The sequence below is a fragment of the Ruegeria sp. YTSA168 genome, from assembly GCF_059610045.1.
Genome location: NZ_JBXWMW010000014.1, coordinates 1 through 22,291, shown reverse-complemented (window position 1 = coordinate 22,291; position 22,291 = coordinate 1). Strand labels below are relative to the sequence as shown.

Below are 22,291 nucleotides of genomic sequence, written 5' to 3'. Positions count from 1 at the left end.
TCAGTTTCCGAACGACTTGAGATAGACGATCACAGCTTCGATATCGTCAGATTTCTTGAGCCCCGCAAAAGACATCCGCGTGCCTTTCATGTACTCTTTGGGTTTCTTCAGAAAGGCCGCCATTTCCTGGTCAGTCCAGACAAGCCCCTTCTCAGCAGCAGCGTTCATGGCCTTGGAGTATTTGAACCCTTCGACTGAGGCTGCATTGGCACCGATGATCCCGTTCAATACGGGTCCTGTGCTGTTTTTTGCACTTTCACCGACCTGATGACAGGCCTTGCATTTCTTGAAGACTTTCTCGCCAGCGGCAAACACTTCTGTGGTTCCGTCCGTATCGCTGGGTTCCTGAATGGTTGGCGTTGCAGCAGCTTCGTCCTCAGGCTTTGGCGCTGCAGTCGGAATGAACGAAGGACCTTCTGCCGTAAACGTTGGCAATTCGTCCGCGCTGGCGTCGTTCATGACCGAGTTTGAACCACCTTCGGGTGGTGTCTCCACCAAAAAGACAGAGCGCATAGTGACGGCGGCTTCTGACTTGCAATTCTCCATGCATGGCTCTTGCCGCCACTCGGCGTACTCAGTTTCAGGACGTACATCGACGACAAAGCCGTTGATGTTGTACATCTCAAAATCGGCGAAGTTTTCGTGGTTGAGCTCGAAGTCGTCATCCACCAGATCGTTAGAATAAAGGATGTAGGCGACGATCGCATAGGTCTCATCCGCGGTCAGCGTACCTGCTTCACCAAAGGGCATAGAGCGGGAAATATAGTCCCAAGCAGTTGACAAATGCGGCCAATAAGAGCCAACAGTTTTCACTGGATCTTCGTCAGCGAGCGTATCGAAGCCACCGGCCAGAACAGGCCAATTGTCAGCGCCTTCGGCAAACTCTCCGTGACAGGACGCACAGCGATCGACAAACACTTCTTCTCCGGTCCAGACATCGCCTGATCCAACCGGCAAGCCACGCCCGTCGGGCAAGACATCGACGTCCCAGGCCGCGATCTCTTGCTCAAGCGCGGAGCGCCCAAGCCCGTATGTGCCCTCGCTGCTGGGCGCAGGCGCGGTCAGGTTCATCTCGTTTGCGGCCCGCTCGGCCGCTGCGGTCTGGATTTCTTCGACCTTGGCCGCCAGTTCGGCTGCCCGGCTGGCCTCTGCTTGCGCGCTTTCCTGGGCAGTGGCTGCGTGCGCCTCAACCTGACTTATCCGGGTTTCCAAGGTTTCTATCTGCGATTGGCCGTAGTTCCGGTTCGCTATAGCCACTGCCGCCGCAAGCACCAACGCCGTGCCGCCGAATACGGGCAGGAAAACATGACTAAGAGACTTCGACATTCTCGGCGATCCCTTCTGCGCTCACGTACCAAGTCTGGATACAGTTGTTGTGGTAGACCGAGTTTTCACCGCGCTTCTCACGCAGTTGGTCTTTGGTTGGTTGGACATAACCGGTTTCGTCCATCGCCCGGGCCTGCAACAGCATCGGTGCCCCATCCCAGTTGGTGTCGAGATAGAACCGCGTCAAAGCCTTGCTGTCCCCCTGCTTGCCAAGACGCGCCGTCTCCCAAGTAATGCCACCGTCCTTGGACACATCGACCCGCGTAATTTGTCCGTGACCGGACCATGCAAGCCCGGAAATGACCAAGGGTCCCGGTCCGTGTTTGATCGGCATTTGCGGGCTGGGTGAGGTGATGACGGATTTTGCATCCATCACCCACGTCCATTTCTGGGCTGTGCCATCTTCGTAGACGTCGGTGTATTTTGATGTTTCTTCGCGGCTTTCGACCGCCATATCGACAACCTCAATGCGGCGCAGCCATTTGACCCACATGTTGCCTTCCCAGCCAGGAACAACCAGTCGCACGGGATATCCATGCTCCATGCGCAGCGCTTCACCATTTGCCTTGAAAGCTACCAGCACGTCATCCAGTGCTTTTTCCATCGGGATGGAGCGGCCATTGGATGACGCGTCTGCGCCTTCAACATAGACCCATTTGTCTGGTGAGATATCGGCGCCTGCTTCCTGCAGTAGCGTACGCAACGGAACACCGGTGTATTCCATGTTGTGAATCATGCCGTGGGTAAATTGAACGCCGTTGAGTTGCGCACCCGCCCACTCCATACCAGTGTTCGCCGCGCATTCGCAGAAATACACATGGTTTTCGCGCGGGAAACGTTCGATGTCGTCATACGTGAAGACAAGCGGACGATCGACCAGCCCGTTGATCATCAGGCGATAGTCCTCTTTGCGCAGTTCAATCGCTCCTGAATGGTGACGCTCAAAAGCGCAGCCCTGCGGCGTGATCGTGCCGTCAAGCGCATGGATCGGCGTGAAGTTGATCGACGAAATCGGAGAGGCGGTCAGCCATTCCACGTTGCGCCGAACGACATGGGATTCGAAGCTGATCGGCATGCCATAAGGTGACTCATCGACACCGGCGCCTGTGTAAGACGCCCAATCCTGAAGCTCTGTTATCAGTGGGTCGGGCGTGTCTGCCGCTGCCGCACCCGCAACTGACCCAGCCGCAACCGCAGCACTGCCTTTCAGGAAGGCCCGGCGGGACGGTTTGAACGCGTCATCCATATCTCTTAGGTCTCCATTGGTTTCTTAAGCGCCGACAACATCGACGCTGGTGTTCTCTTGCACCGTGACAGTGCCAAGGTTGCGAATGTGGTTTTCGACGACATCCCAGATCGGCGGACCTTCGGTGCCTTCGTTGACACTGGCCCAACCCGCTACGACATAGGTTTTCGATGGATTAATCGCTTCACCTGTCTTGAGCAGGGTCATTTCGCTGATCCGCTGCCCTTGTGGTTTAGTCACATCAATGCGGTAGCCCAGACCACCGACGCGGACCATATCGCCGCCTTGCTGGTAGTAAGGGTCGGGGTTAAACAGGTTGTCACCAACATCCTCAAGGATCACATGGATGAATTCACCTGTCATTTCTGTGCGATAGGCATTGGGATACGACATCGATGTGACGTTCCAGATGTCTTCACGTGTGATTTCCTGTCCCGGCAGGATTGAGGGTCCCCAACGGACGCCAGGCGACATCGCAATGTCTGCCTCACGCTCATTGATCAGGGCATCACAGATCAGGTCATCCCAGGTGCCGTTAAAGTTACCGCGGCGGTAGAGCAGCGAGTCCGTTTTGCCGATCACCTCACTCAGAGCAGCCTCATAAGGCGCGCGCTGATCATTTATCAGCGCAGTGATCGCAGGATCGGGCGCGATAACGTCAGAGAAGATCGGGATCAGCTTGTGCTTAAGCCCCATCATCTGCCCGTCCCTTACGTCGAGATCCACGCGGCTGACGAATTTACCGTTCGAGCCAGACGCGATGATATGCGTTTTATCGACCAGAACAGGTTCCGGCAGCGCATCATGGGTGTGGCCACTGAGGATCACGTCGATCCCTCGCACGCGGCCTGCCATCTTCTTGTCCACGTCAAAGCCGTTATGGCTGAGGACAACAACGACATCGGCACCGGCATCGCGAACCTCATCGACCATGGCCTGCATGTTTTCATCCCGGATACCGAATGAGTATTCTGGGAACATCCAGCCTGGGTTCGCAATTGGCATGTAAGGGAACGCTTGCCCGATCACGGCGACCTTTGCACCGCCCCGATCAAAGAACTTGTAGGGCTGGAACAATTCTGCAGGCTCATCCCACTCGGCATCAAAGATGTTCTGCCCCAAGGCGGCAAAGGGCAAACTTTCAACGATTTCGTTGACCCTGTCGCTGCCCAACGTGAACTCCCAATGGAAGGTCATTGCATCGGGTTTCAGCGCGTTCATGACATTGACCATGTCCTGACCGGCCGTCTGATAGCAGGTGTAAGACCCGTGCCAGGTGTCGCCACCGTCCAACAGCAGCGCATCGGGACGGTCTGCACGGATCGCGTTGATGACAGTTGAAACCCGATCCAATCCACCGACCCGACCGTAGGTCTTGGCCAGCGCAGCGAAATCATTGTAGGTCAGCGCATAGGCTGACGGGCTTCCATCTTCGATCCCATAGGCCTTGCGGAACGCGGCACCGGTAACATGCGGCATTTGCCCTCGCGCATCGCCAATACCAAGGTTTATCTCTGGCTCACGAAAGTAGATCGGCTTGAGTTGCGCGTGAATGTCAGTGACATGGATCAGGCTGATATTGCCGAAGGTCTCAAACTCCAGCAGTTGATCCTGTGTCAGGCTTTGCTGTGCGGCAAGTTTCGCCCAATTGCCAAACCCGGACGCCCCATAGAGCGCCGAGGCCGCCATTGAAACCTGCAAGAAGTCACGTCGCGAAATCATCAATCAGCTTTCCTATTTCACATATAAATATGTGAATGTTATTTTTGCTAAAAACCCGCGCAAAGCATTGCTAGCGCGGGCCCGTTGTTACTGACGTACAGCCGGGGTTTCGACTGAAAGCCCATTGCCTCGGGATGCTACATACAGCTCCAAGGCGCGGAACTCGTCCGACCCTTCGGCAAAGGTTTCCGCCCGCGTATCGCGAATACAGCCGCGGAAACGATTGTGACGCGAGATCAGCTTGGCCTGTTTCAGACGGTATGTCGGGAACCCGTTGATCATACCCTGGCTCAGGTGGTCGGCACGAATCATGTTGCCCCAGTTGTCTTCATGACAATTGGCACAGCTCAGCTCCAACTGACCATAGCGGGTATAATACATCTCTTTGCCCTGCTCCCAAAACGGGGCGGCATCGCCATCAATCGCGACATTCATTGGCATCCCGCGGGATTGCAGACCGATCAAAGCGACCATGCCCTGCATATCTCCCCCGGACCATTTCCAGGCATCAGCTTCCATGCGGTCTGTACGGCACTTGTTGATCAGATCTTCCATGACGACCAGCTTGCCAGTTTCGGCATCCACTTTCGGCATTGATGCCTGAAGCCCTTCGAAGCTTTCGACCCCATCGTGGCATGAGGCACAGCTCTCACCTGCGGCACCATCAACCGTCTCGAAGAGATCAGCGGCCTGATCGACGAAGATCATTGCAGGATTGTCGAAGTCATCAATTTGAAGCGCTTGGGTTTCATCCGTGCGGAAATGCCAACCCGAATAGATCGTGTCGAAGTTTTCGAGATGCGCCGGGGCTTCTGTGACCGAGGTCATGTCCAGCTCATCATTGATCACAAGCTTGTCTTCGTCCGGTCCAGCCATCACTGCAGCCGGGAAAACCAGAATTGCCGCGATCGCCGTAAGTACCTTGGTATTCATTGCGTTCCTCCCTTGGTGGATCAGCGCCAATTCCTCGGACCCGCGCTGATCTGCCTTAGTCGTCGAGCCGTCAGGCGATCTCGATCGTTTTCTTCTCATCGTAGACTGAGCCGTCGTCATCGTACCAGGTGAAGACAAACTCACCGGCCTCCGGCACAGTCGCTTCGAACTGGAAGTACGGGTTGGTCGAAATCGCCGGCTCCATCGTCACGTCAACAACCATTTCTCCGTTAAATTCACAGGTAAAACGGTTGATGATCGAACGCGGGATGACGTTGCCTTCTTTGTCCTTGCGCTGGCCGCTTTCCATCTTGTGGCTGATCAGGGTTTTGATCGTGATGGTCTCACCAGCCGCGGCTGTCTTTGGAACCTTGACGCGGGGTTTTACACCGGATGCCATGGATTAATCTCCTGTTCTTCGAGGCGCGCGTGGCAATCAGCCGCCGCAGCCACCGATTGTCACTTTTACGGTCGCGGATGCCTTGGCAAAGCTGCCATCAGCCATTTTGGCCACGGCGATGACATCCTGCGTACCGGCCAAACGGATACGGGTTGATGCGGCTTGTTCCGCCGCCAGCGGGCCAAAGTTGAAGGTTGCAACGCCCGGCTCGGGGTTGCCTGCAGCCACGATCAGGATAGACGCAGCGCCTGGCGCACTGACTTCGATTGGTACGGTGTTCCCGTTTTCGGCGATTTCCGGCGCCGTCAAAGTGACACCGCCATCGACCACATCCGCGCCACCCGTGAACGCAGCAATCGCATCTTCAGCGGCCGCATTTGCTCGGAGCGGCATCATTGTCAGGAACGCGGCGCCCAGGCCAAGGGCCAGAGTCTCGCGGCGAGAGAGTTCCATTTTCAATCTCCTTTGAATCTTCGCAAAGTCACGCCGGAAAGCGCGATTATTCTTCTTTCAGGGTCGCCAGAAACGCGACCACATCTTCGATTTCCTGTGCTGTCAAGATCGACGTCAAAGGTGCCGTAGGCGCTTTGCCCGTATAGGCATCACCCGGGCGGATATAGCCGTCATCCTTGTAGAATGCGGGCATGACCGTACCATCGAAAGTCATCTTTGCGTTAGCGACCAAGCCGCGAAGCTCGGCCTCGGACCAGCGGTCACCCGCCCCATCCAGCATTGGCCCAACTTCGCCATGAAATGGTATGTCCGCCAAAGCCGTGACAGCGTGACAGGCCACACAGTTGCCTTTTGACTTGTCCCCAACGATGAGCGCGCCGTTTGCGACATCGCCCGCGACCCCGGTCAGAGAGACCTCTACCGCACCATAGTCATCATAGGTTACGTCTTTCGGGCCTGTATCCGCTGCAAATGCGGCAACACCCGACATCGTGCAGACCAATGTTAAGAGTCTCAGCCTCATGATCCCTCCCGTTTGCTACCGCGCCCATGGCGCTTTGCGATCCAAAGCTTTTGTGTACCGTAGTCGACGGGCATTGCTCTTCGCAACATTAAATTCATCTTATTGAATTTTTTTATTTGTAACCGCAATGCTTAATCCTGCGAAACATTGTTACGCTCCTGAATGCGGCGTGCATGATACCGTTGAAAATCTTCACCATTCTCAAGGTCGTAGCGTTTCTCATCAACCCAGGTGAAAAGATCCAAGGTTGTTGAATTTGAGAACGCCCCCGGCATTACAGCAACCGCAGCCTGAACGGCTGTGGCGTCTTCGGGCACCTCTTCCGGTAGGAACACAAGCGTTGGGGTGAATAGAATCCCCCATTTGCGCATCAGTGCCCTTTGCTCATCTTCTTGCCCGTCAAAGTCGGTTGCCGTGGTGCTTCCATGCAAATCCATCTGTACGACAAAGAAGTTTTCTTCGATATACGCCGCCAGGTCGGGCTGTGGAAACACCTCTTCGTGCATCTTCTTGCAATAGATACAGCCTTGCTGTTCTATGAACAAAACCAATCGCTTACCTTCGCCCGCAGCCTCTTCAAGATCTTCTCGGAGGTCCTTGAACGTGTCACGCATCCACGGCGTTTTGTGCAGTCCATCATCCCCCAGTTCAGCGGCAGAAACCGACGCACCCACTAAAAGTACGACCAGAATTGAAAAGGCTCGTTTCATATCATCCTCCGCTATTAGCCGATGGTTGCAAGCCACGGCATGTGGTCCAGCATCCATTGCGCGATGTGATTGATGGAGTTGGTGGCGATCAGCACGCCGAACAGGATCAGCAGACAACCCATCGCCTTTTCGATCAAAGGCAAGTGTTTCCTGAACCGTGCCATCCATTGCATGAAAGGGCGCACCAGAAAGGCCGCCAGAACAAACGGGGCTGTCATTCCCACCCCATAGGCGAACAACAACAGCGCGCCCCGCCACGCAGTCTCGGTTCCTGCAGCAGTGAACAGGATCGCGGCAAGCACGGGCCCCACACAGGGCGTCCAGCCAAACGCGAAGGCCAGGCCAAGCACATAGGCCCCGATCAAGCCGACATTCGAGGTTTCGCCAACATCCGCTCGATATTGGCGATAGAGAAACCCGATGCGCACGAGCCCCAGAAAATGCAGGCCCATCGCGATGATGATTGCCGCAGCAATCCAGCGCAGGATATCAAAATACTCTCGAACCAGTTGTCCGAAAATCGACGCGGTAGCGCCAAGCGCCATGAAGATCGTGATGATGCCTGCCGCGAATGCGACTGCCGAAAGCGTCGCCCGGCGACGTGTATTGACGGGATTCTCAGCGCCTGCCGAGATCCGCTCCATCCCGACCCCCGCCAGATAACTGAGGTAAAACGGGACAATTGGCAGAATGCACGGGGAAAGAAAGGACAACAGACCGGCGACCACAGCTCCTGCAAATGTGATGTCGAACATGCTCAAAACAGTCCTGTCAGGCTATCATTCACACATTCAAAATAGTAAAGATATATCGTCGCGGTCAATCGGAGCTTGAGATGCGCACCCTGTTTCTGCTGCCTTTAGCAATGACTTTGCTTGTTTTTCCTGTGTGTTCGCAGGCCGAGATGACGCTTTTGATGGCCGAAGAAGATGGGTGCATGTGGTGTGCCCGCTGGGATGATGAAATCTCTGATATCTATCCCAAGACACCCGAAGGAAAAGCAGCACCGCTGCAACGGCTTGATATTCACCAAGCGACCCCGGACGATGTCACTTTGGAAAAACCTCTCTACTACACGCCGACTTTTGTTCTACTGGACAGCGGTCAGGAGGTGGGCCGGATTGAAGGCTACCCGGGCGAAGACTTTTTCTGGGGGTTCCTGGGCGTATTGCTACGTGACGCCGGGGTAGTTATTGAGACGTCTGGCTAAAATAAGACAAATCACATAAACTGTTTTGAATGCGTGAAGCCGAGAAAGCGAGGCGACCTTGTTGGACAAACCTTCGAAACTGCCAGTGTTCACAAAGGACATGTGCGCAGACGATCTGGACAGAATGATGGAGAATGCGCAGACGGCATCAAACTTCCTAAAGGCGATCAGCCACGAAGGACGTCTGATGATCTTGTGCTACCTGTCCTCGGGCGAGAAATCCGTGACGCAGATGGAAGAGATGCTTTCGGCCCGGCAAGCGGCGGTGTCACAGCAACTATCGCGCTTGCGGTTCGAAGGTCTGGTCAAAACGCGACGCGAAGGCAAAACGATCTACTACAGCCTGGCTGATGATCGATCGACGCAAATCCTGGAAGTCGTCTACGATCTATTCTGTAGGGAGAAGTAGAGGCCATTCAAAGACACCGCCAGCTTTGGGAGGAGACTGGCCATGCTCGAAACAATAGGAGACGCAAATACCGTTGCCCTGATCGGTTTGATTGGCGGCGTCGTCTTGGGCCTTGCTGCGCGTATCGGTCGGTTTTGCACATTGGGTGCGATCGAAGACTATCTGTATGCAGATGATGACCGACGGATGCGCATGTGGGCCATCGCCATCGGTGTTGCGATCCTAGGCAGCCACGTGGCCATAGGGCTTCAGTGGCTTGATCCTGTTGAGACACGATACCTTGCACAGACATGGAACCCGATCGGTTTAATCGTGGGTGGCCTGATGTTCGGCTATGGAATGGCCATCAGCGGGAATTGCGGTTATGGCGCATTGGCGCGGCTTGGAGGCGGCGATCTTCGATCATTCGTCATCGTTCTGATCATGGGCCTTTCAGCCTATATCGCAATGTCAGGCCCCCTGGCCTATCTGCGGGTTTGGGTTTTTCCGGTGGAGATGAATCTCAGCGCGCCCCAAAGCCTCAGCTATCTGGCAGAACGACTAACTTCGATTCCCGCGTGGGTCTTCGGATCGGTTGTTGGCACCATCCTGATCGTGTTTGCACTGGCAAATGATCGCTTCCGTCGAACCCCTATGCAAGTGTTTTGGGGCGCCGCGGTCGGGTTGGCGATTGTCTCTGGATGGCTTGGGACAAACTGGGTCGCGACATACGGATTCGATGCTGAGAGAGCCCAAACCCACACCTTCGCCGCACCATTGGGTGATACGATACTCTACCTCATGACCGCGTCCGGGAACACGTTGTCCTTTGCCGTCGGATCAGTTTCCGGCGTTCTGATCGGCGCGTTTCTGGGGTCCTGGTCTAAAGGTCATTTCCGCTGGGAGGCATGCGAGGACCCGCGTGAGTTAAAGCGACAAATTCTGGGTGCAGCGATTATGGGCCCCGGCGCAATCATTGCAGTCGGATGCAGCGTCGGACAAGGCATATCGGCCTTCTCGCTATTGGCATACAGCGCACCAGTGACCTTTGCCGCAATCTTTGCAGGTGCCACGCTGGGCCTGAAACAGCTTGTTTCGGGGCTGTCCTTCATAGCCGAACAATAAGATTCAAGCCATGGTCGGCACACCTTACGTCACTCGAAAATGGTGCCCGGGGGCGGAATCGAACCACCGACACGAGGATTTTCAATCCAAAACTAAAACAGTGTTTTCAAGATTTTAAATCGGAGCATACTGTCAAACCAGCTACCAAAAATCAAAGGCTTAGCCGCTGTTTGTCAAACCTATCCAAGAGGCAATTCGGCCCCAAAAAAACCGCTGAGGGGGCTGCCACCCACCTCAACGGCAATGCAAATCTTTCTGCACACACAGTTTATCAAAAAGACCATCTGACCGCAATCGCGGGAGCTGCACATGCCTAAGCTTAACCGTTTTGAATGGCTGAAAGCTGTTCTGCAATGTGCCGACCTCAATTCATCCACAAAAGCGGTCGCATCAGCGCTTTCCGTTCAGTTCGCCAACGATAAAACTGGCCAGCTCAATCCATCGCTGAACACATTGGTCGAGTTCTTGGCGGGTATGTCATTGGCAACCATCAAGCGATGCCTTCGACAGCTTGTTGAGTTCGGTTGGCTCTTTCGAACCGAAGGACGTGGCGCCGGAAACTGCACCAACTATGACCTTCGCGCGCCTTCCAAAATCATCCCATTTCGTCCCAAGAAAAAGGGCGCACCAATGAGCCATTCGAATACTGAAAAGGGGTCAATCGCGGGCGAAAAGAGGCTCGCAGGTGATCTTTCCTATATAAAGATTGAACAATCCAAAGAACAAAAAACCGCGCTTGAGCCGGATCTGCCGGATGGAGGGCCATCCGCCTCGGCGCGCGGAGGTGTACCGCAGGCTGTATTCGTTCCGCGATCATCATTCGGTTGTCGCCAATGGGAAGTGTTCGCAGAACGCATGTTTGGAACCTGGATTGACAGAATCCTGCCAGCTGCCTGGGAGAACGGCGCTAGCGGATACTGGCTTCCGGACAGGTTCCCGCCAACTAACAAGGACGACTGGCCCGCTTGGCAGCACTGGCTCATCGAGAAGGGTTGGACTGTTTTGTAGCCAGCTGAGCCGGAAGTGCGCCATGCGAGTTGAGCAAAGAGCAAGGCGACCCTTGTCATACACTGGCGCTTCTGACACGGGACCTTGCGAGGGGCGGCAAGCCTCCCCTTCGAACCCCACCGTCGCGGGCAAGCCCCACTTCAAAAAGCAGCTGACCGAGACCTTCGTATTCCGGTGTACAGCTGCCGAGAAGGCTGAGCTTCGTGCCAAGGCTGAGACCGCTGGCGTCCCCGCAGCGACACTCCTGCGCGAGGCGCTTGGCTTGACCGAAGCTCGCCGTCGCAAGTCCGCACCGCGCGTTGATCCAGCGTTGGTTCTTGCGGTCGGGCGCATCGGCGGAAATCTCAACCAGGTTGCGCGGTTTGTGAACCGGGCGCTTCTGGTTGGTCGAACCGACCTCGACAGCCTGACCGTTGCGCGCCGTCTGTTGGTGATCGAACGCCAGCTCGCGCAGCTCCTCGACGAGGCGCGGTAGTGCTGATCAAGTTCTTCCCCAACGGCAAGGGCGCGGGCGCAGGTCCTGTCGGTTACCTCGTGGCCGAGCGCGTGTTGGCCTATGACGGCAATCGCAACCTGGTCCGCGATGCCGATGGCCAGCCCCTGACCGTCACGCGCAATCCCTTGCCGGAAGTGCTGCGCGGCGATCCAAGCCGCACCGAGGCGTTGATCGACGCCAGTCGCCACCAATGGACCTACCGGGCGGGCGTGATCAGCTTTGCCGCCGGTGACGCGCCCGGCGAGGAACAGCAGGCCGAGGTCATGGATGCCTTCGAGCAGCTGGCCTTTGCCGGGCTGGATGGCGAGCAATACGACATGCTCTGGGTCCGCCACAGCCACGAAGATCGCATTGAATTGCATTTCTGCACGCCACGATTGGAGCTGACCACAGGCAAGAGCCTCAACATCGCGCCTCCAGGTTATCAGACAGCCTACGACAGCCTGCGTGACCTGATGAACAAGACGCACGGCTGGGCCGATCCGATGGAGCTAGAGCGGGCGCAAGAAGTGCAGGCGGCCCTGGAGACCCCGACACGCGCGCAAGGCCGCGAAGATCTGCACCGCTGGATCCTCGACCAGATCAGCATCGGTGCCATCACCGACCGCGCCAGCATGATCGATACCTTGACGGATGTTGGTTATGACATCCCCCGCGCCAGCAAGAATTACATCACCGCCAAAGACCCAGAGACCGGCGAACGCTGGCGATTGAAAGGAGAAATATTCCGTGACGAATGGCAAGCCGACGCGGCTGAGCGAGAAATTGAACGCGGATCTGGACGAGATCCGCAAAGAACACGCCGTCTTGATGGAGTCTCAACTGCAGAACTTCAGGAACGATATTCTGGAATGTGTGACACACGCGCGGAATACAATCGAAACCGATACCCGCATGTTTCTGGATTGGAGCGGGACGGCCTGGCAGAGTCACATCGACACGATCAAACGAATATTATGGATTTCACCCTGGGCGACCGCAACAGCCTGTCTAGTGCTGATCTCAGTGACGCTAGGGCTGACCTTTCTGTGGAGCTGGAAACTTTCGACGATGGCGACAACGGCGCAATTAGAGAGCTTGGGCATTCAGACGGTGCTGCACGAGCAAGCGACTTATTTGATCCTGCCGTCAGAGACATCAAGCATGCGCACCTGTTCGGTGGCGAGCCGATTGGTTTCCTGCATCAGAGTGGAGCCGAACTAGATGAATCAACCCCTGACAGCTTTGGAGCGAGATTTGCTCGCGTGCGTCGAGCGGTTGGTGACGGCTTGCGAGACCTCAGCCAAGGAATTGCGCAGCTTGGAAGAACGCTCGACGACCGGGATCGAAACCAGACTGAATGGCTTAGGACAGTGCGTGGAGCTGCTCATGAAATCGCATCTCGTGTCAGTCACCACATTAGCCGGCTTGCTGACCGAAGAGCAGAGCTACACGACGCTGGAAGAGAACTTGCAGACCAGTTTGAGACTAGCGAGAGCCGCCGAAAATCAGCTGAACGAGAACTGAACGAGCAACGCCTTGAGCAAGACCGTGACTACGGCTTCCAATTGTAATTTGAAGGGAAAGCAATGTTGTTTTCACATGATCGCTTCACCATGAGTTTTCGCCAAGCACTCGACTTCGGGATCGACTATCGCGACTTCGAGAAAGTGCGCTGCTTGCCAAAAGACGTCCCGTTGATCGCCATCGCAGGTGTTTGGGGCGAATACAGTGACCTCCGTTGTCTGTTTATGGACGCAGAAGGCAACGGCTACCTGCGCTACATCCGGAAGTGGGGCGACAAAGGGTTTTTGATCAGGGAGTTAGGATTGGACGCCAAGGTGATCGAGGTCGGACAGCTTTGTACGTCCGATTTCACTAGGCTGTAAAAATCTGTTGTTGTCAGATCGGGCACTTTTTCGGCAGGATTGGTCATGGGCAAAAGCTACGCAACCGCCCTGCAGCGCTCTACCCAAGTTCTTCTGACAAGACCCCATAGAATTCTCGCATCGCTAGCTTTGGATCACCGTATTACGTGAATCGAACACTTGGCATGATGCACGACTCTGTTCGCAGTGGAACCTAGGAATATGTCCTCGAATCCAGGTTTGTGCGAAGCCAAGACGATGCAATCAACATCGATCTGATTTGCGAAGTCGACAATAGCCCTACCCGCATGCCCGGAGATGAGCTGTACCTTCGCGCCTGGAATTTGAGAGGCAGTCTGATGCAGGTTTTCCAATATCTCATGCTGCGTATGTGCAAGCACTTCACTTGGAATCTGAGACCCTACATATGCCGGAATGGGTTCTTGGACGTGTACAACGGTGAAAACAGCGTCCGTATCAGCCAATTGGCGCGCGGCCTCAAACGACGCTTGTGTGTCGTGTTCTTGGTCCAGAGCAACCGGGATCAGGATATTCTTGTACATTTGACCTCCTATCTACTGCCTCGACGATTTCAGTTTGGTTTTTCGGCAGTAGGAATCCTACACAGGCTCAGACTTTGAAGACTTCCCCGCGTTCTTTGTAGCGGCTGCAACATCACCAACTGTTTTCTCGACAGCTTCAGCTTCGGTTTCGGCGACGTAAGATGCACAACTGGACACGGTTTCGAACCATTCCTGCGCGTCAGCAACCAACCGCTCAGCCGAATGGCGCTGCCATTCCGCCATGCTCTGAAGGGCTTTCGATGGATCGGACGGGTTCGCGGAAGACACATTGCGTGCAGCTTTTAGAGCCGTCCGGACCGCCTCATGACGCCGTTCGAACCAATGCTGTGCAAAGGCCTCTGTTTCTTCGAGCAATTTTTCTTGTGCGTCCCAAAACTGTTCGATCTGGGCACCGAAGGCCGGATTGCCAGACATGGGCGGCTGCATTTGCTTGAAAACATCCAAAAGTGAGGTCGGGCTATTTGTGTTAGATTTCTTTGTCGGCATCGAAAATTCCTCCTCATTCCCTGAATAGGCTATTGTGCCACCTGCGGCGCGCTTTCGCCTTAACACAGATCAAAATCCCTTATTTTTATTACCCTCGGCATAGGCCGCAACGGGACACTCGCATTCTCTCCGACATCGGTTCCTAGAGGGCAGTGTTGGAGTTAGAGTAGTCTAGACAAGAACTTAACGCTTGGTTTTCTATGCACATTGCCGGCTTTCTGATTACCCTTGGTATCCTCTTCCTTGCTGGATTGGCGGCCGACCAACTTGGCCGGGTCACGCATCTTCCTCGTGTTACAACCTTGCTTTTCCTCGGTCTGATCGCCGGGAACGCCGGAATGGGTTTGATCCCACTCGACGTTGCAATGTGGTTCGACGAGATTTCCATGGTGGCTTTAACGATGGTCGCGTTTCTTCTTGGAGGTTCTTTAACCCGCGAGAACCTGGTTCGGCATGGCAGAGCCATTCTGACGATTTCGATTTCAATCGTGGTTGCAACCCTTGTTATCGTGTCTGCTGGATTGACCGCAATCGGCGTACCCTTCGGGTTGGCAATGGTGCTGGCGGCAATTGCTACGGCTACGGCTCCGGCCGCCATGACGGACGTGATCAAGCAATCTGGGGTGTCCAACAGCTTCACCGAGACATTAAAGGGCGTCGTCGCAATTGATGACGCTTGGGGTCTGATCGTTTTCAGCATCGCCTTGGTTCTGGCCGGTCATTCGGATGGTTGGGCCACCGTCACGACCACAGCGATGTGGGATTTCGGAGGGGCTATTTTGCTGGGTTGCGCACTAGGCGTGCCATCCGCTTACCTGACCGGCCGCTTGAAACCGGGGGAGCCAATGCAGGCAGAAGCAGTGGGCATAGTCTTTCTTACCGCGGGCCTCGCGCTTTGGCTGGAGGTTTCCTTCTTGGTAGCAGGCATGGTTGCGGGCGCAGTTATCGGGAATCTTGCCCGCCATCACGACCGTGCTTTTCATGAGATCGAGCACATTCAGTGGCCATTCATGATCCTGTTCTTCCTGTTGGCTGGCGCCACGTTGGAAATTGAAGCCTTCGGTTTGATGGGCTGGGCTGGTGCTCTTTTCCTATTCTTGCGCGCCGTCGCCCGCCTCGTCGGGGGTTATAGCGGAGCGAGACTTGGCGGCCTGCCTCGCCGTCAGACCCGCTGGTACGGTCCCGCTTTGTTACCACAGGCCGGTGTCGCAGTAGGAATGGCCCTTGTAGCTGGAGAACAATTTCCGCATTGGGCCGCGTCGATCATGGCCTTTACTCTAGCCAGCACTGTGGTCTTCGAGGTGTTGGGGCCGCCACTCACTCTCATGTCAATCAGACGCACGGCTGACACGGACTAGCAGATTGGTCAGTGACTATTCAGACTGGATCGATTCAAGAAAGGCGAGCAAATTCGCCAACGGCAGGCCTACCATCATAGGTTGCCCATTAGGCAGAGCCACCGCGATTTGTTGGTCTGTCTCAAACACCGCGCCAAAGATTGGCATTTCGCCCCCATGGGCGAGCAATTGTGAACGACCATCAATCTGTTCAGCTATGCGAACTATCGGAAACACACCGTCGTTTTCGCCCGCCAATTTGGTAAGGTCCGGTGTTCGAATAGCAAGCATTTCCGCCATTGGTCCGTCTCCGGTCGCTTCGAAACCGTGACACTGCCAACAATACGTCCGATACAAATCACTTCCCTCATCGACGCTGACGTCCTGTGCCAGAGCGGGTCCCGTGACCAATAGTGCCAGTAAAATCCCGCGAAAAATCTGCATATGCTCCTCCAATTTGCTGCCCCGGAAGAAAATCTTATTATAAGGCATCCTTAAGAAAGCACTTTGACCTCGCTCATTTTGGACGCTCCTGTACGAGGATTGGCGTTTCAGTCGAATAGCGTTGGTTTACGCGCCTAATTTATTCCGGCCGGCCTACAACTACGCCACCTCATCGTTGACCTCACCACCCTTGCGCGCAGACGGTGCTCCTTCCAATATTTTCATATGCCTGAGAATTCGCCAGAGGTGATAAGGCACGCGATGCAACCATCTGAGCGCATCCATCCGAGCCCAAGACTGGTAACAGGTTCCAAAGCGTCACTAATTGCTTTCCACCCTAAATCTGAAACCGTCGAACATGTTTGCTTTGCCTTTAAGTCCGACGACAAACGACAGTTGGGTTGCGTTCAGCCTCGCAGACCCGACGCCGCGAGTTGATTGACATAGATCAAAGCACCAACATGAATTACATAGTGAAATTCGAATGTTTCAACATATTCTACGTTCACCGTCCTGTCCCCAAGTAAACACGAAGGTGAACGGAATTTTGAAGGAGTGGAAGTTCCACCCACGGGGGCTCGGCAGGAGTGATGGCGAGCCCCCATTTAGTTGATTGGCGCCTAATGTGCCCAGACGTTGAGACACAAAGCATTCGGTGCGGCTTTGACCATAGGATCAATCCGCTGCGCCAATCGAGACAAAAAGAGACGGACGCCACTGACGACGTTCGGAATGGGCAGTTGGCGGAAATCACTTATGAACTCAGTTGATTCAAACGAACAGAAACTCAGACGGGCCCTTACTACCCCGTTGCTCACGCTTTATGGCCTTGGGGTAACGGTCGGAGCGGGCATTTACGTTTTAGTCGGTGCAACAGCAGACATTGCCGGACCCTTTGCGGCGTTTTCGTTCGTTGTGGCCGCACTTGCCGTATCACTCACCGCGCTTTCGTATGCAGAACTCGCAACACGATTTCCCGTCAGCGCAGGTGAAGCAGCCTATGTTGAGGCAGGATTCCAGAAAAACTGGATGGCGGTTTTCGTCGGCCTCGCGGTCGCAGCTTCAGGGATTATCTCTGCCTCTGCAGTTGCAATTGGCGCAGCGTCATACCTGCACGCTTTAACCGGTTTTGCCATCCCTTTTTTGACCATCAGCGTCGTTTTGATCATGGGTCTAATCGCGCTCTGGGGGATCACTGAGTCAGTCTTTTTTGCGGCTGTCATTACGATCATCGAGATCGCAGGCCTTCTCTTTGTGATTGGCTGGGGTATGTCGATTCAGGATCCGCAGGGATACGAAATCAGTTCGATGCTTCCCCCGCTTGAACTCGACGCATGGAGAGGCATTTTCGCGGCATCACTCCTCGCCTTCTTTGCGTTTGTTGGCTTCGAGGACATGGCCAATGTCGCAGAAGAGGTCAAAGACCCCGTCCGCACCATCCCAAAAGCAATTTTACTAACGCTCGTTCTGGCGACCGTGTTATATCTGGGAACGTCAATGACGGTTCTACTTGTTGTTCCGATCGATGTTCTGTCGACATCTGCAGCCCCCCTCGCACTTGTCTTTTCAAACGCCCCTGAGGTGATTAAACAGGGCTTTTCCGCGGTCGCGATTGTGGCGACAGTCAATGGAGTACTGATCCAGATGATTATGGCCTCGCGGGTGATCTACGGACTGGCTGACCGTGACCATTTGCCGAAGGTTCTGGCGATAGTCCCTAAAACAACGCAGACACCAGTAGTTGCTACTTTGCTGGTCGTGGCGATCATCGTACTGCTTACTCAAACTATACCGATTGGTACTCTGGCAGAGCGCACATCCCAGATCGTTTTGGGCGTCTTTGTGCTTGTCAACATTTCGCTGATCCTGCTGAAGATGAAGCCGGAGGAGTCCGCAAAGCACTTCCGCGTTCCTCTTGTGATACCGATCCTTGGGGTGATCACCAGTGCATTGCTTTTCGGATCTGGATTTCTCTAACTGATACAACGACCCAAAGGCCTCAACTAGCTGCCACGGCATATGACGACTGACCAAACTTCCATAGGATCAAAACTTTCGGCCTGGTGGCATAGAACGTTTGTGGATCTGGTTCAGCAGCTGCAATGGTCCTATCTGCCGCCATTGATGGTCTATTTTGCGGCCGGCGTGTCCGGCCTGACCTCGGTCGTTGGTGCTTTTTTCCTGAAAGACTACCTCGATTTATCCGCCTCTTTCGTTGCAGGGCTAGCATTTTGGGCTGGTATCCCATGGATACTAAAAATGCCGCTTGGTCATGTCGTGGACCTGTTTTGGCGCTGGAAGTCCCTGCTGATCTTGTTCGGCGCGTCCTTGATCACGTTGTCTTTGCTCACCATGTACGGGCTCGTGACCGCACCTGCGCAGATGTCCAGTTTCATGCCGCTGGAAGACTGGTATGTTGTTGCCTTGCTCTTGGCGCCTTCGGGCTATGCAATTCAGGACGTTGTTGCCGACGCCATGACGGTTGAGGCGGTGTCAAAGGTTGACCAGAACGGCGCACCATTTTCGCCGGAAGAAACTCGTGCACAGCACACAACGATGCAGACCTTGGGCAGAGTTTCGATCATTTCCGGGGTTGCGGCGGTTGCGGCTGTAAACATCTGGGTTTTCTCTGGAACCGAAGAACTGCAAGAATCCGAACGCCTTGCGCTTTATGGCCAAGTATATCTGATAGCTCTGACCATCCCGGTGTTGTCCGTTAGTGGAGTCGTTCTTCACAGCTTTATCCAGCGTCAGCTTATTAGGCGCGGCCACCCGCCACATACGCCGGATGAAGCCACCGAAGTCAAATGGTCCATATTGCTCGGCGGCCTTGCATTCGTTGTGCTCAGCATCGTGCTGGGTACCGCAGATTTCGAATTCGCGCAAGAGACCGTTTTTGCGGTTTCCCTGACGGTGATCCTTTACCTCATGTCGCGTCTGCTGAAGGAGTTGGAACCAGCCCAAGCCAAAGCCTTGATCGGGACAGCGACAATCATTTTTGTATTTCGTGCCGTTCCTCTACCGGGACCAGGCCTGACATGGTTTGAAATCGATGAACTGGGATTCGATGAGCAATTCCTGGCAATTCTGGCTTTGTTGACTTCGATGTTGGCCCTGCTCGGGTTAATCGTCCTTCGACCATTTATGGCCAACCGCTCCATTGCGCATGTGGTGGTGTTGCTGACGATTGCGGCGGGCATTCTCGCCCTACCCAACCTTGCCCTCTACTACGGCGTGCACGAATGGACGGCGGCGCGTACCGGCGGAGTTGTCGACGCAAGATTCATAGCCATTCTTGACACAGCCGTTGAGTCGCCGCTTGGACAGATCGCCATGGTCCCTATGTTGGCTTGGATTGCACGCAATGCCCCTGTTCAGTTGAAAGCGACTTTCTTTGCGGTGATGGCATCGTTCACAAACATGGCTCTGTCAGCCAGCAGCCTAAGCACCAAATACCTCAACCAGACATACGTCGTCACGCGCGCTGTCACAAACCCGGAAACCGGTGAGGTCACGTCAACCGCGGACTACAGTCAACTTGGATACTTGCTGATCTCCGTGGCCGTGATCTCGGTGATCGTTCCACTGATCACAGTGTTTTTCGTTCAAAACTCGCGCTTCCGAACGAGCGAATGATCACTGGCTTTCAACCTCTCCCAGCAGAGCTCTGAGATGTGAGACCGGGACGCCGATGTTTGAGCCACCAAACTCGGGCAAGATCGCAGCATTGATTGCAACGACCTCACCCCGCCGATTCAATGCTGGCCCCCCGCTCCCACCGGTCGTGGTCTCGGCGTCATAGACGAAGGCGTTCCCGCTTGTCCGTGCAACTATCCCTCTACTTGCCAACGGGTGTATCTTACCTTGTGCAGAAAGCCGGGACGCGATCGACCAAAAGTTCAACGTTCCTTCTGCTTCCAGTTCCTCTAAAAAGCCCGGACCAGCCTGCGCGATCAAAGCTTTCAAACCCGTTGGATATCCCAACAGATACAGCTCTTCACCTACGCGCGACGTGGCATCCCCCAATGGAATTCCAAGGTCCTGAACGCGGCTTGGCTCAACTTCCAAAATCGCCAAGTCTGCCGCTTCACTAAACCGCACCAAACGGGCCTCTATTGGTTCCGTTTGATCAGGCAAATAGGCCAGCAGCCTCAACATCTCTGGCTCAAGACCCGCGTCTATCAGCGCTTGTTCTCGGTTCCCGGAAGTCCAAGGCAATATGCCACTGTTCTGTGTTGCATTCCCGACCTCCGTCCGGAATTTAACTTTGCCCGAAAGCCGTGCGCACTGATTAAGCCAACAAAAAGGCCGATGTTGTTGGTCGCTCTTCTTATTTCGGCAGCATGAAGAACTCTTCCAGCACAATCTTGCCTTCTGCCACCGAATACACTGCGATCTCGCGCAGGGTCATACGCTCACCCGTGGCCTTCTGAATGACTTCGGCTCTGAAGCGGACTCCAAAGCGGTTGGGTGGGTGGACGTAGGGACCATCCACTTCTAGTTCTTGGATTTCATGCGATGCCAACCAATCCTCTCTTTTTCCCTTAATGGCTTCGCGACCCTTTGAAACGCGGAATTGTCGAACCGGAGGCACAACGGCTTCTATCGACTGCGCGTTTTCGGCATACATTTCATCAACACTTCCAAGGCCCCGGCGCTCACGCATCGCCTGAACGAAGGACCTACCGATTTCAATTAACTCTTCCATGAATCCCCCCTGAGTTACCATTGAGTGTACCACTTCTTGCCCGCTCAAATCTTGACAAGGATCAATAAGAATATTGATGGATACTGTGCGGCCGGTTCGAACCAGCCTCAGTCAAGCCAGTGTAGCTGCCCTCTATGCCGCACCAAGATCACGCCACTCGGCGAGAGCGGCATTGCGTGTCAACTTGAAAGTGTCTCGACTGGGAAGAGATCGTCCCTGGTTGAAGTGATTGGAGACGGAGGAGTGAACGGCGGCGAGCTTCTGCAAACTTCGCATCCGCCTTAACCGCTGCATCGTATGTCGCGAACGGCTGTTTTGTCCCGCAGAACGGTTGTTCGTCGCAACTCGCTCTAACGACGGCTCCGCGGACAAACCGGACTTGCGCACATGCCGCTATTGCTGACGCAGAAAGCTCTCGCTCATGCGGAGGGGTTAATTCGGCGGTGCGGCATGTTTCTCCAAATCGGCTGTTCAAGAGCAGCAAACCCGCAAGATTCTAGGCCGACCCATCGCCGCGATCATTTTCAATCCGCAACCAGTCCAAGAATACTTTCGCGCCATGTGACATCGGCCGATCTGTGGAAATGACAAAGTAACCCGCGTTTTCAACTCTGACACCGGACAATCTGACAAGGGTTCCGTCGCTGAATTCAGGCGCGACCAGATCATCCCACAGGGCGATCCCCTGGCCATCCACGACCGCCTGAACGCGGCTGTTTGAATCCGGGATCGTGAGGCTGGACCGGCTGGGCGCGTAGAGTCCTATGACGTGAAGCATCAGTCATTGGTGAGGAAAAGGGCACGGCCCGCTACCGCGCCTTGAAAGATGTCTGCCAGGGCTGTCCATCCAAAGCCAAATGTTGCCCGAACGCCGATGCCCGCAAGATCACCCGTTAGGAGCACGAAGACGCCCGTCAGGTCGCGCGCGACATTGCCAAGACCCCTCGGTACGAGATCTCAATGAAGCTCAGAAAGAAGGTCGAAATGCTCTTTGCCCGCCTCAAGCGCATCCTGGGCCTCGGACGGCTCCGATTACGCGGACCATGTGGTGCCAATGACGAATTCCTCCTCGCCGCCACCGCCCAGAACCTCCGCAAACTGGCGAAGATCTTTACCGCACCGCAGCAAATGAGAAAAGCCTGATCAGAAAGGCACTCGCGCCCAGCTCAGGCGACCTCTTTCTGCGCCAGCAACACGTTGTTTTTCAACAGAATCTGTGGGAACCGGACATTGGCTAAGAACCTTCATCGCTGCATTGCGGCCCGTCGAACCGGATGGGGTGGATGGCTCCTGCTCCACCGGCGTCGCAATGCGCCATAATGCAGTTGTCTATCACTGCTAGGAA

Annotated in this window: 25 protein-coding genes and 2 pseudogenes; 11 read left to right on the top strand and 16 right to left on the bottom strand. The window is 54.9% G+C overall.

What is annotated here, in order from left to right:
- The 9 genes from AC2FFE_RS18390 to AC2FFE_RS18350 all read right to left on the bottom strand — a co-directional run bounded on the left by AC2FFE_RS18390 (window position 1) and on the right by AC2FFE_RS18350 (window position 8,068).
- Window positions 1-1,326, bottom strand: a complete 1,326-nt coding sequence (locus AC2FFE_RS18390; RefSeq protein ID WP_496847323.1) for a c-type cytochrome — start codon at window positions 1,324-1,326, stop codon at window positions 1-3.
- On the bottom strand, window positions 1,310-2,572 hold the full coding sequence (soxC, locus tag AC2FFE_RS18385; protein ID WP_496820685.1) for a sulfite dehydrogenase: 1,263 nt from the start codon (window positions 2,570-2,572) through the stop codon (window positions 1,310-1,312). The genes AC2FFE_RS18390 and soxC overlap by 17 nt, the downstream gene beginning before the upstream one ends.
- A gap of 24 nt (window positions 2,573-2,596) precedes the next feature.
- Complete coding sequence (gene soxB, locus AC2FFE_RS18380) at window positions 2,597-4,294, bottom strand: thiosulfohydrolase SoxB (protein ID WP_496847322.1); 1,698 nt, start codon at window positions 4,292-4,294, stop codon at window positions 2,597-2,599.
- A gap of 87 nt (window positions 4,295-4,381) precedes the next feature.
- Window positions 4,382-5,227 carry a sulfur oxidation c-type cytochrome SoxA gene (soxA, locus tag AC2FFE_RS18375; RefSeq protein WP_496847321.1) on the bottom strand — a complete coding sequence of 282 codons (846 nt, stop codon included), beginning with the start codon at window positions 5,225-5,227 and terminating at the stop codon, window positions 4,382-4,384.
- Between the two features lie 70 nt (window positions 5,228-5,297).
- The gene (gene soxZ, locus AC2FFE_RS18370; RefSeq protein ID WP_170394054.1) at window positions 5,298-5,627 is read right to left on the bottom strand and encodes a thiosulfate oxidation carrier complex protein SoxZ; all 330 of its coding nucleotides are present in this window, start codon (window positions 5,625-5,627) and stop codon (window positions 5,298-5,300) included.
- Window positions 5,628-5,663: 36 nt separating this feature from the next.
- Entirely contained in the window at window positions 5,664-6,080 is a 417-nt protein-coding gene (gene soxY / locus AC2FFE_RS18365) for a thiosulfate oxidation carrier protein SoxY (protein WP_496847320.1), read from the bottom strand.
- A gap of 46 nt (window positions 6,081-6,126) precedes the next feature.
- On the bottom strand, window positions 6,127-6,603 hold the full coding sequence (gene soxX, locus AC2FFE_RS18360) for a sulfur oxidation c-type cytochrome SoxX (RefSeq protein ID WP_496847319.1): 477 nt from the start codon (window positions 6,601-6,603) through the stop codon (window positions 6,127-6,129).
- A gap of 131 nt (window positions 6,604-6,734) precedes the next feature.
- Window positions 6,735-7,313 carry a thioredoxin family protein gene (locus AC2FFE_RS18355; protein WP_496847318.1) on the bottom strand — a complete coding sequence of 193 codons (579 nt, stop codon included), beginning with the start codon at window positions 7,311-7,313 and terminating at the stop codon, window positions 6,735-6,737.
- A 14-nt stretch (window positions 7,314-7,327) separates the two neighbouring features.
- Window positions 7,328-8,068 (bottom strand): cytochrome c biogenesis CcdA family protein, encoded by a 741-nt coding sequence (locus tag AC2FFE_RS18350; protein ID WP_496847317.1) that lies wholly within the window; start codon window positions 8,066-8,068, stop codon window positions 7,328-7,330.
- An 80-nt stretch (window positions 8,069-8,148) separates the two neighbouring features.
- Here AC2FFE_RS18350 and AC2FFE_RS18345 point away from each other — a divergent pair, with 80 nt between their 5' ends.
- From AC2FFE_RS18345 to AC2FFE_RS18315, 7 genes are all read left to right on the top strand, one after another.
- Window positions 8,149-8,523 carry a hypothetical protein gene (locus AC2FFE_RS18345; RefSeq protein ID WP_480551317.1) on the top strand — a complete coding sequence of 125 codons (375 nt, stop codon included), beginning with the start codon at window positions 8,149-8,151 and terminating at the stop codon, window positions 8,521-8,523.
- A 100-nt stretch (window positions 8,524-8,623) separates the two neighbouring features.
- Window positions 8,624-8,932 carry an ArsR/SmtB family transcription factor gene (locus AC2FFE_RS18340; protein WP_170536475.1) on the top strand — a complete coding sequence of 103 codons (309 nt, stop codon included), beginning with the start codon at window positions 8,624-8,626 and terminating at the stop codon, window positions 8,930-8,932.
- A 42-nt stretch (window positions 8,933-8,974) separates the two neighbouring features.
- Window positions 8,975-10,036: a YeeE/YedE family protein gene (locus AC2FFE_RS18335; protein ID WP_496847316.1), complete on the top strand. Its 1,062-nt coding sequence runs from the start codon at window positions 8,975-8,977 to the stop codon at window positions 10,034-10,036.
- A 309-nt stretch (window positions 10,037-10,345) separates the two neighbouring features.
- Window positions 10,346-11,044: a helix-turn-helix domain-containing protein gene (locus AC2FFE_RS18330; protein WP_496847315.1), complete on the top strand. Its 699-nt coding sequence runs from the start codon at window positions 10,346-10,348 to the stop codon at window positions 11,042-11,044.
- A 52-nt stretch (window positions 11,045-11,096) separates the two neighbouring features.
- Window positions 11,097-11,519, top strand: coding sequence for a plasmid mobilization protein (locus tag AC2FFE_RS18325; RefSeq protein WP_496847314.1), 423 nt, complete (start codon window positions 11,097-11,099; stop codon window positions 11,517-11,519).
- Complete coding sequence (locus AC2FFE_RS18320) at window positions 11,519-13,093, top strand: relaxase family protein (protein ID WP_496847313.1); 1,575 nt, start codon at window positions 11,519-11,521, stop codon at window positions 13,091-13,093. The genes AC2FFE_RS18325 and AC2FFE_RS18320 overlap by 1 nt, the downstream gene beginning before the upstream one ends.
- A gap of 42 nt (window positions 13,094-13,135) precedes the next feature.
- Window positions 13,136-13,408: a hypothetical protein gene (locus tag AC2FFE_RS18315; protein ID WP_496847312.1), complete on the top strand. Its 273-nt coding sequence runs from the start codon at window positions 13,136-13,138 to the stop codon at window positions 13,406-13,408.
- 134 nt (window positions 13,409-13,542) lie between these two features.
- On the opposite strand, the gene AC2FFE_RS18310 is transcribed toward AC2FFE_RS18315, so the two are convergent.
- On the bottom strand, window positions 13,543-13,950 hold the full coding sequence (locus AC2FFE_RS18310; protein ID WP_496820665.1) for a universal stress protein: 408 nt from the start codon (window positions 13,948-13,950) through the stop codon (window positions 13,543-13,545).
- 57 nt (window positions 13,951-14,007) lie between these two features.
- A complete protein-coding gene (locus AC2FFE_RS18305) occupies window positions 14,008-14,457 on the bottom strand; it encodes a phasin family protein (RefSeq protein WP_496820664.1) in 450 nt (149 codons plus the stop codon).
- 200 nt (window positions 14,458-14,657) lie between these two features.
- Here AC2FFE_RS18305 and AC2FFE_RS18300 point away from each other — a divergent pair, with 200 nt between their 5' ends.
- Window positions 14,658-15,815 carry a cation:proton antiporter gene (locus AC2FFE_RS18300; RefSeq protein ID WP_496847311.1) on the top strand — a complete coding sequence of 386 codons (1,158 nt, stop codon included), beginning with the start codon at window positions 14,658-14,660 and terminating at the stop codon, window positions 15,813-15,815.
- Between the two features lie 15 nt (window positions 15,816-15,830).
- Here the strand turns inward: AC2FFE_RS18300 and AC2FFE_RS18295 are convergent, their stop codons facing one another.
- Window positions 15,831-16,238 carry a c-type cytochrome gene (locus tag AC2FFE_RS18295; protein ID WP_496820662.1) on the bottom strand — a complete coding sequence of 136 codons (408 nt, stop codon included), beginning with the start codon at window positions 16,236-16,238 and terminating at the stop codon, window positions 15,831-15,833.
- 756 nt (window positions 16,239-16,994) lie between these two features.
- On the opposite strand from AC2FFE_RS18295, the gene AC2FFE_RS18290 reads away from it, so the two are divergent.
- Both AC2FFE_RS18290 and AC2FFE_RS18285 read left to right on the top strand, forming a co-directional pair.
- Window positions 16,995-18,215, top strand: coding sequence for an APC family permease (locus AC2FFE_RS18290; protein WP_496820661.1), 1,221 nt, complete (start codon window positions 16,995-16,997; stop codon window positions 18,213-18,215).
- A gap of 417 nt (window positions 18,216-18,632) precedes the next feature.
- A complete protein-coding gene (locus AC2FFE_RS18285; RefSeq protein ID WP_496847310.1) occupies window positions 18,633-19,874 on the top strand; it encodes an MFS transporter in 1,242 nt (413 codons plus the stop codon).
- Here AC2FFE_RS18285 and AC2FFE_RS18280 read toward each other — a convergent pair whose 3' ends face one another.
- The 4 genes and pseudogenes from AC2FFE_RS18280 to AC2FFE_RS18265 form a co-directional block, all read right to left on the bottom strand.
- Window positions 19,875-20,396, bottom strand: coding sequence for a S1 family peptidase (locus AC2FFE_RS18280; protein ID WP_496847309.1), 522 nt, complete (start codon window positions 20,394-20,396; stop codon window positions 19,875-19,877).
- Between the two features lie 172 nt (window positions 20,397-20,568).
- Window positions 20,569-20,946 carry a SnoaL-like domain-containing protein gene (locus AC2FFE_RS18275; protein ID WP_496681225.1) on the bottom strand — a complete coding sequence of 126 codons (378 nt, stop codon included), beginning with the start codon at window positions 20,944-20,946 and terminating at the stop codon, window positions 20,569-20,571.
- Window positions 20,947-21,078: 132 nt separating this feature from the next.
- A pseudogene (locus tag AC2FFE_RS18270) lies at window positions 21,079-21,246 on the bottom strand (IS6 family transposase); the annotation flags it as partial.
- Between the two features lie 196 nt (window positions 21,247-21,442).
- Window positions 21,443-21,724, bottom strand: a complete 282-nt coding sequence (locus AC2FFE_RS18265; RefSeq protein WP_496847308.1) for a LysR substrate-binding domain-containing protein — start codon at window positions 21,722-21,724, stop codon at window positions 21,443-21,445.
- Window positions 21,725-21,741: 17 nt separating this feature from the next.
- Between AC2FFE_RS18265 and AC2FFE_RS18260 the strand changes: the two are divergent.
- A pseudogene (locus AC2FFE_RS18260) lies at window positions 21,742-22,089 on the top strand (transposase); the annotation flags it as partial.
- Between the last annotated feature and the right edge of the window lie 202 nt (window positions 22,090-22,291).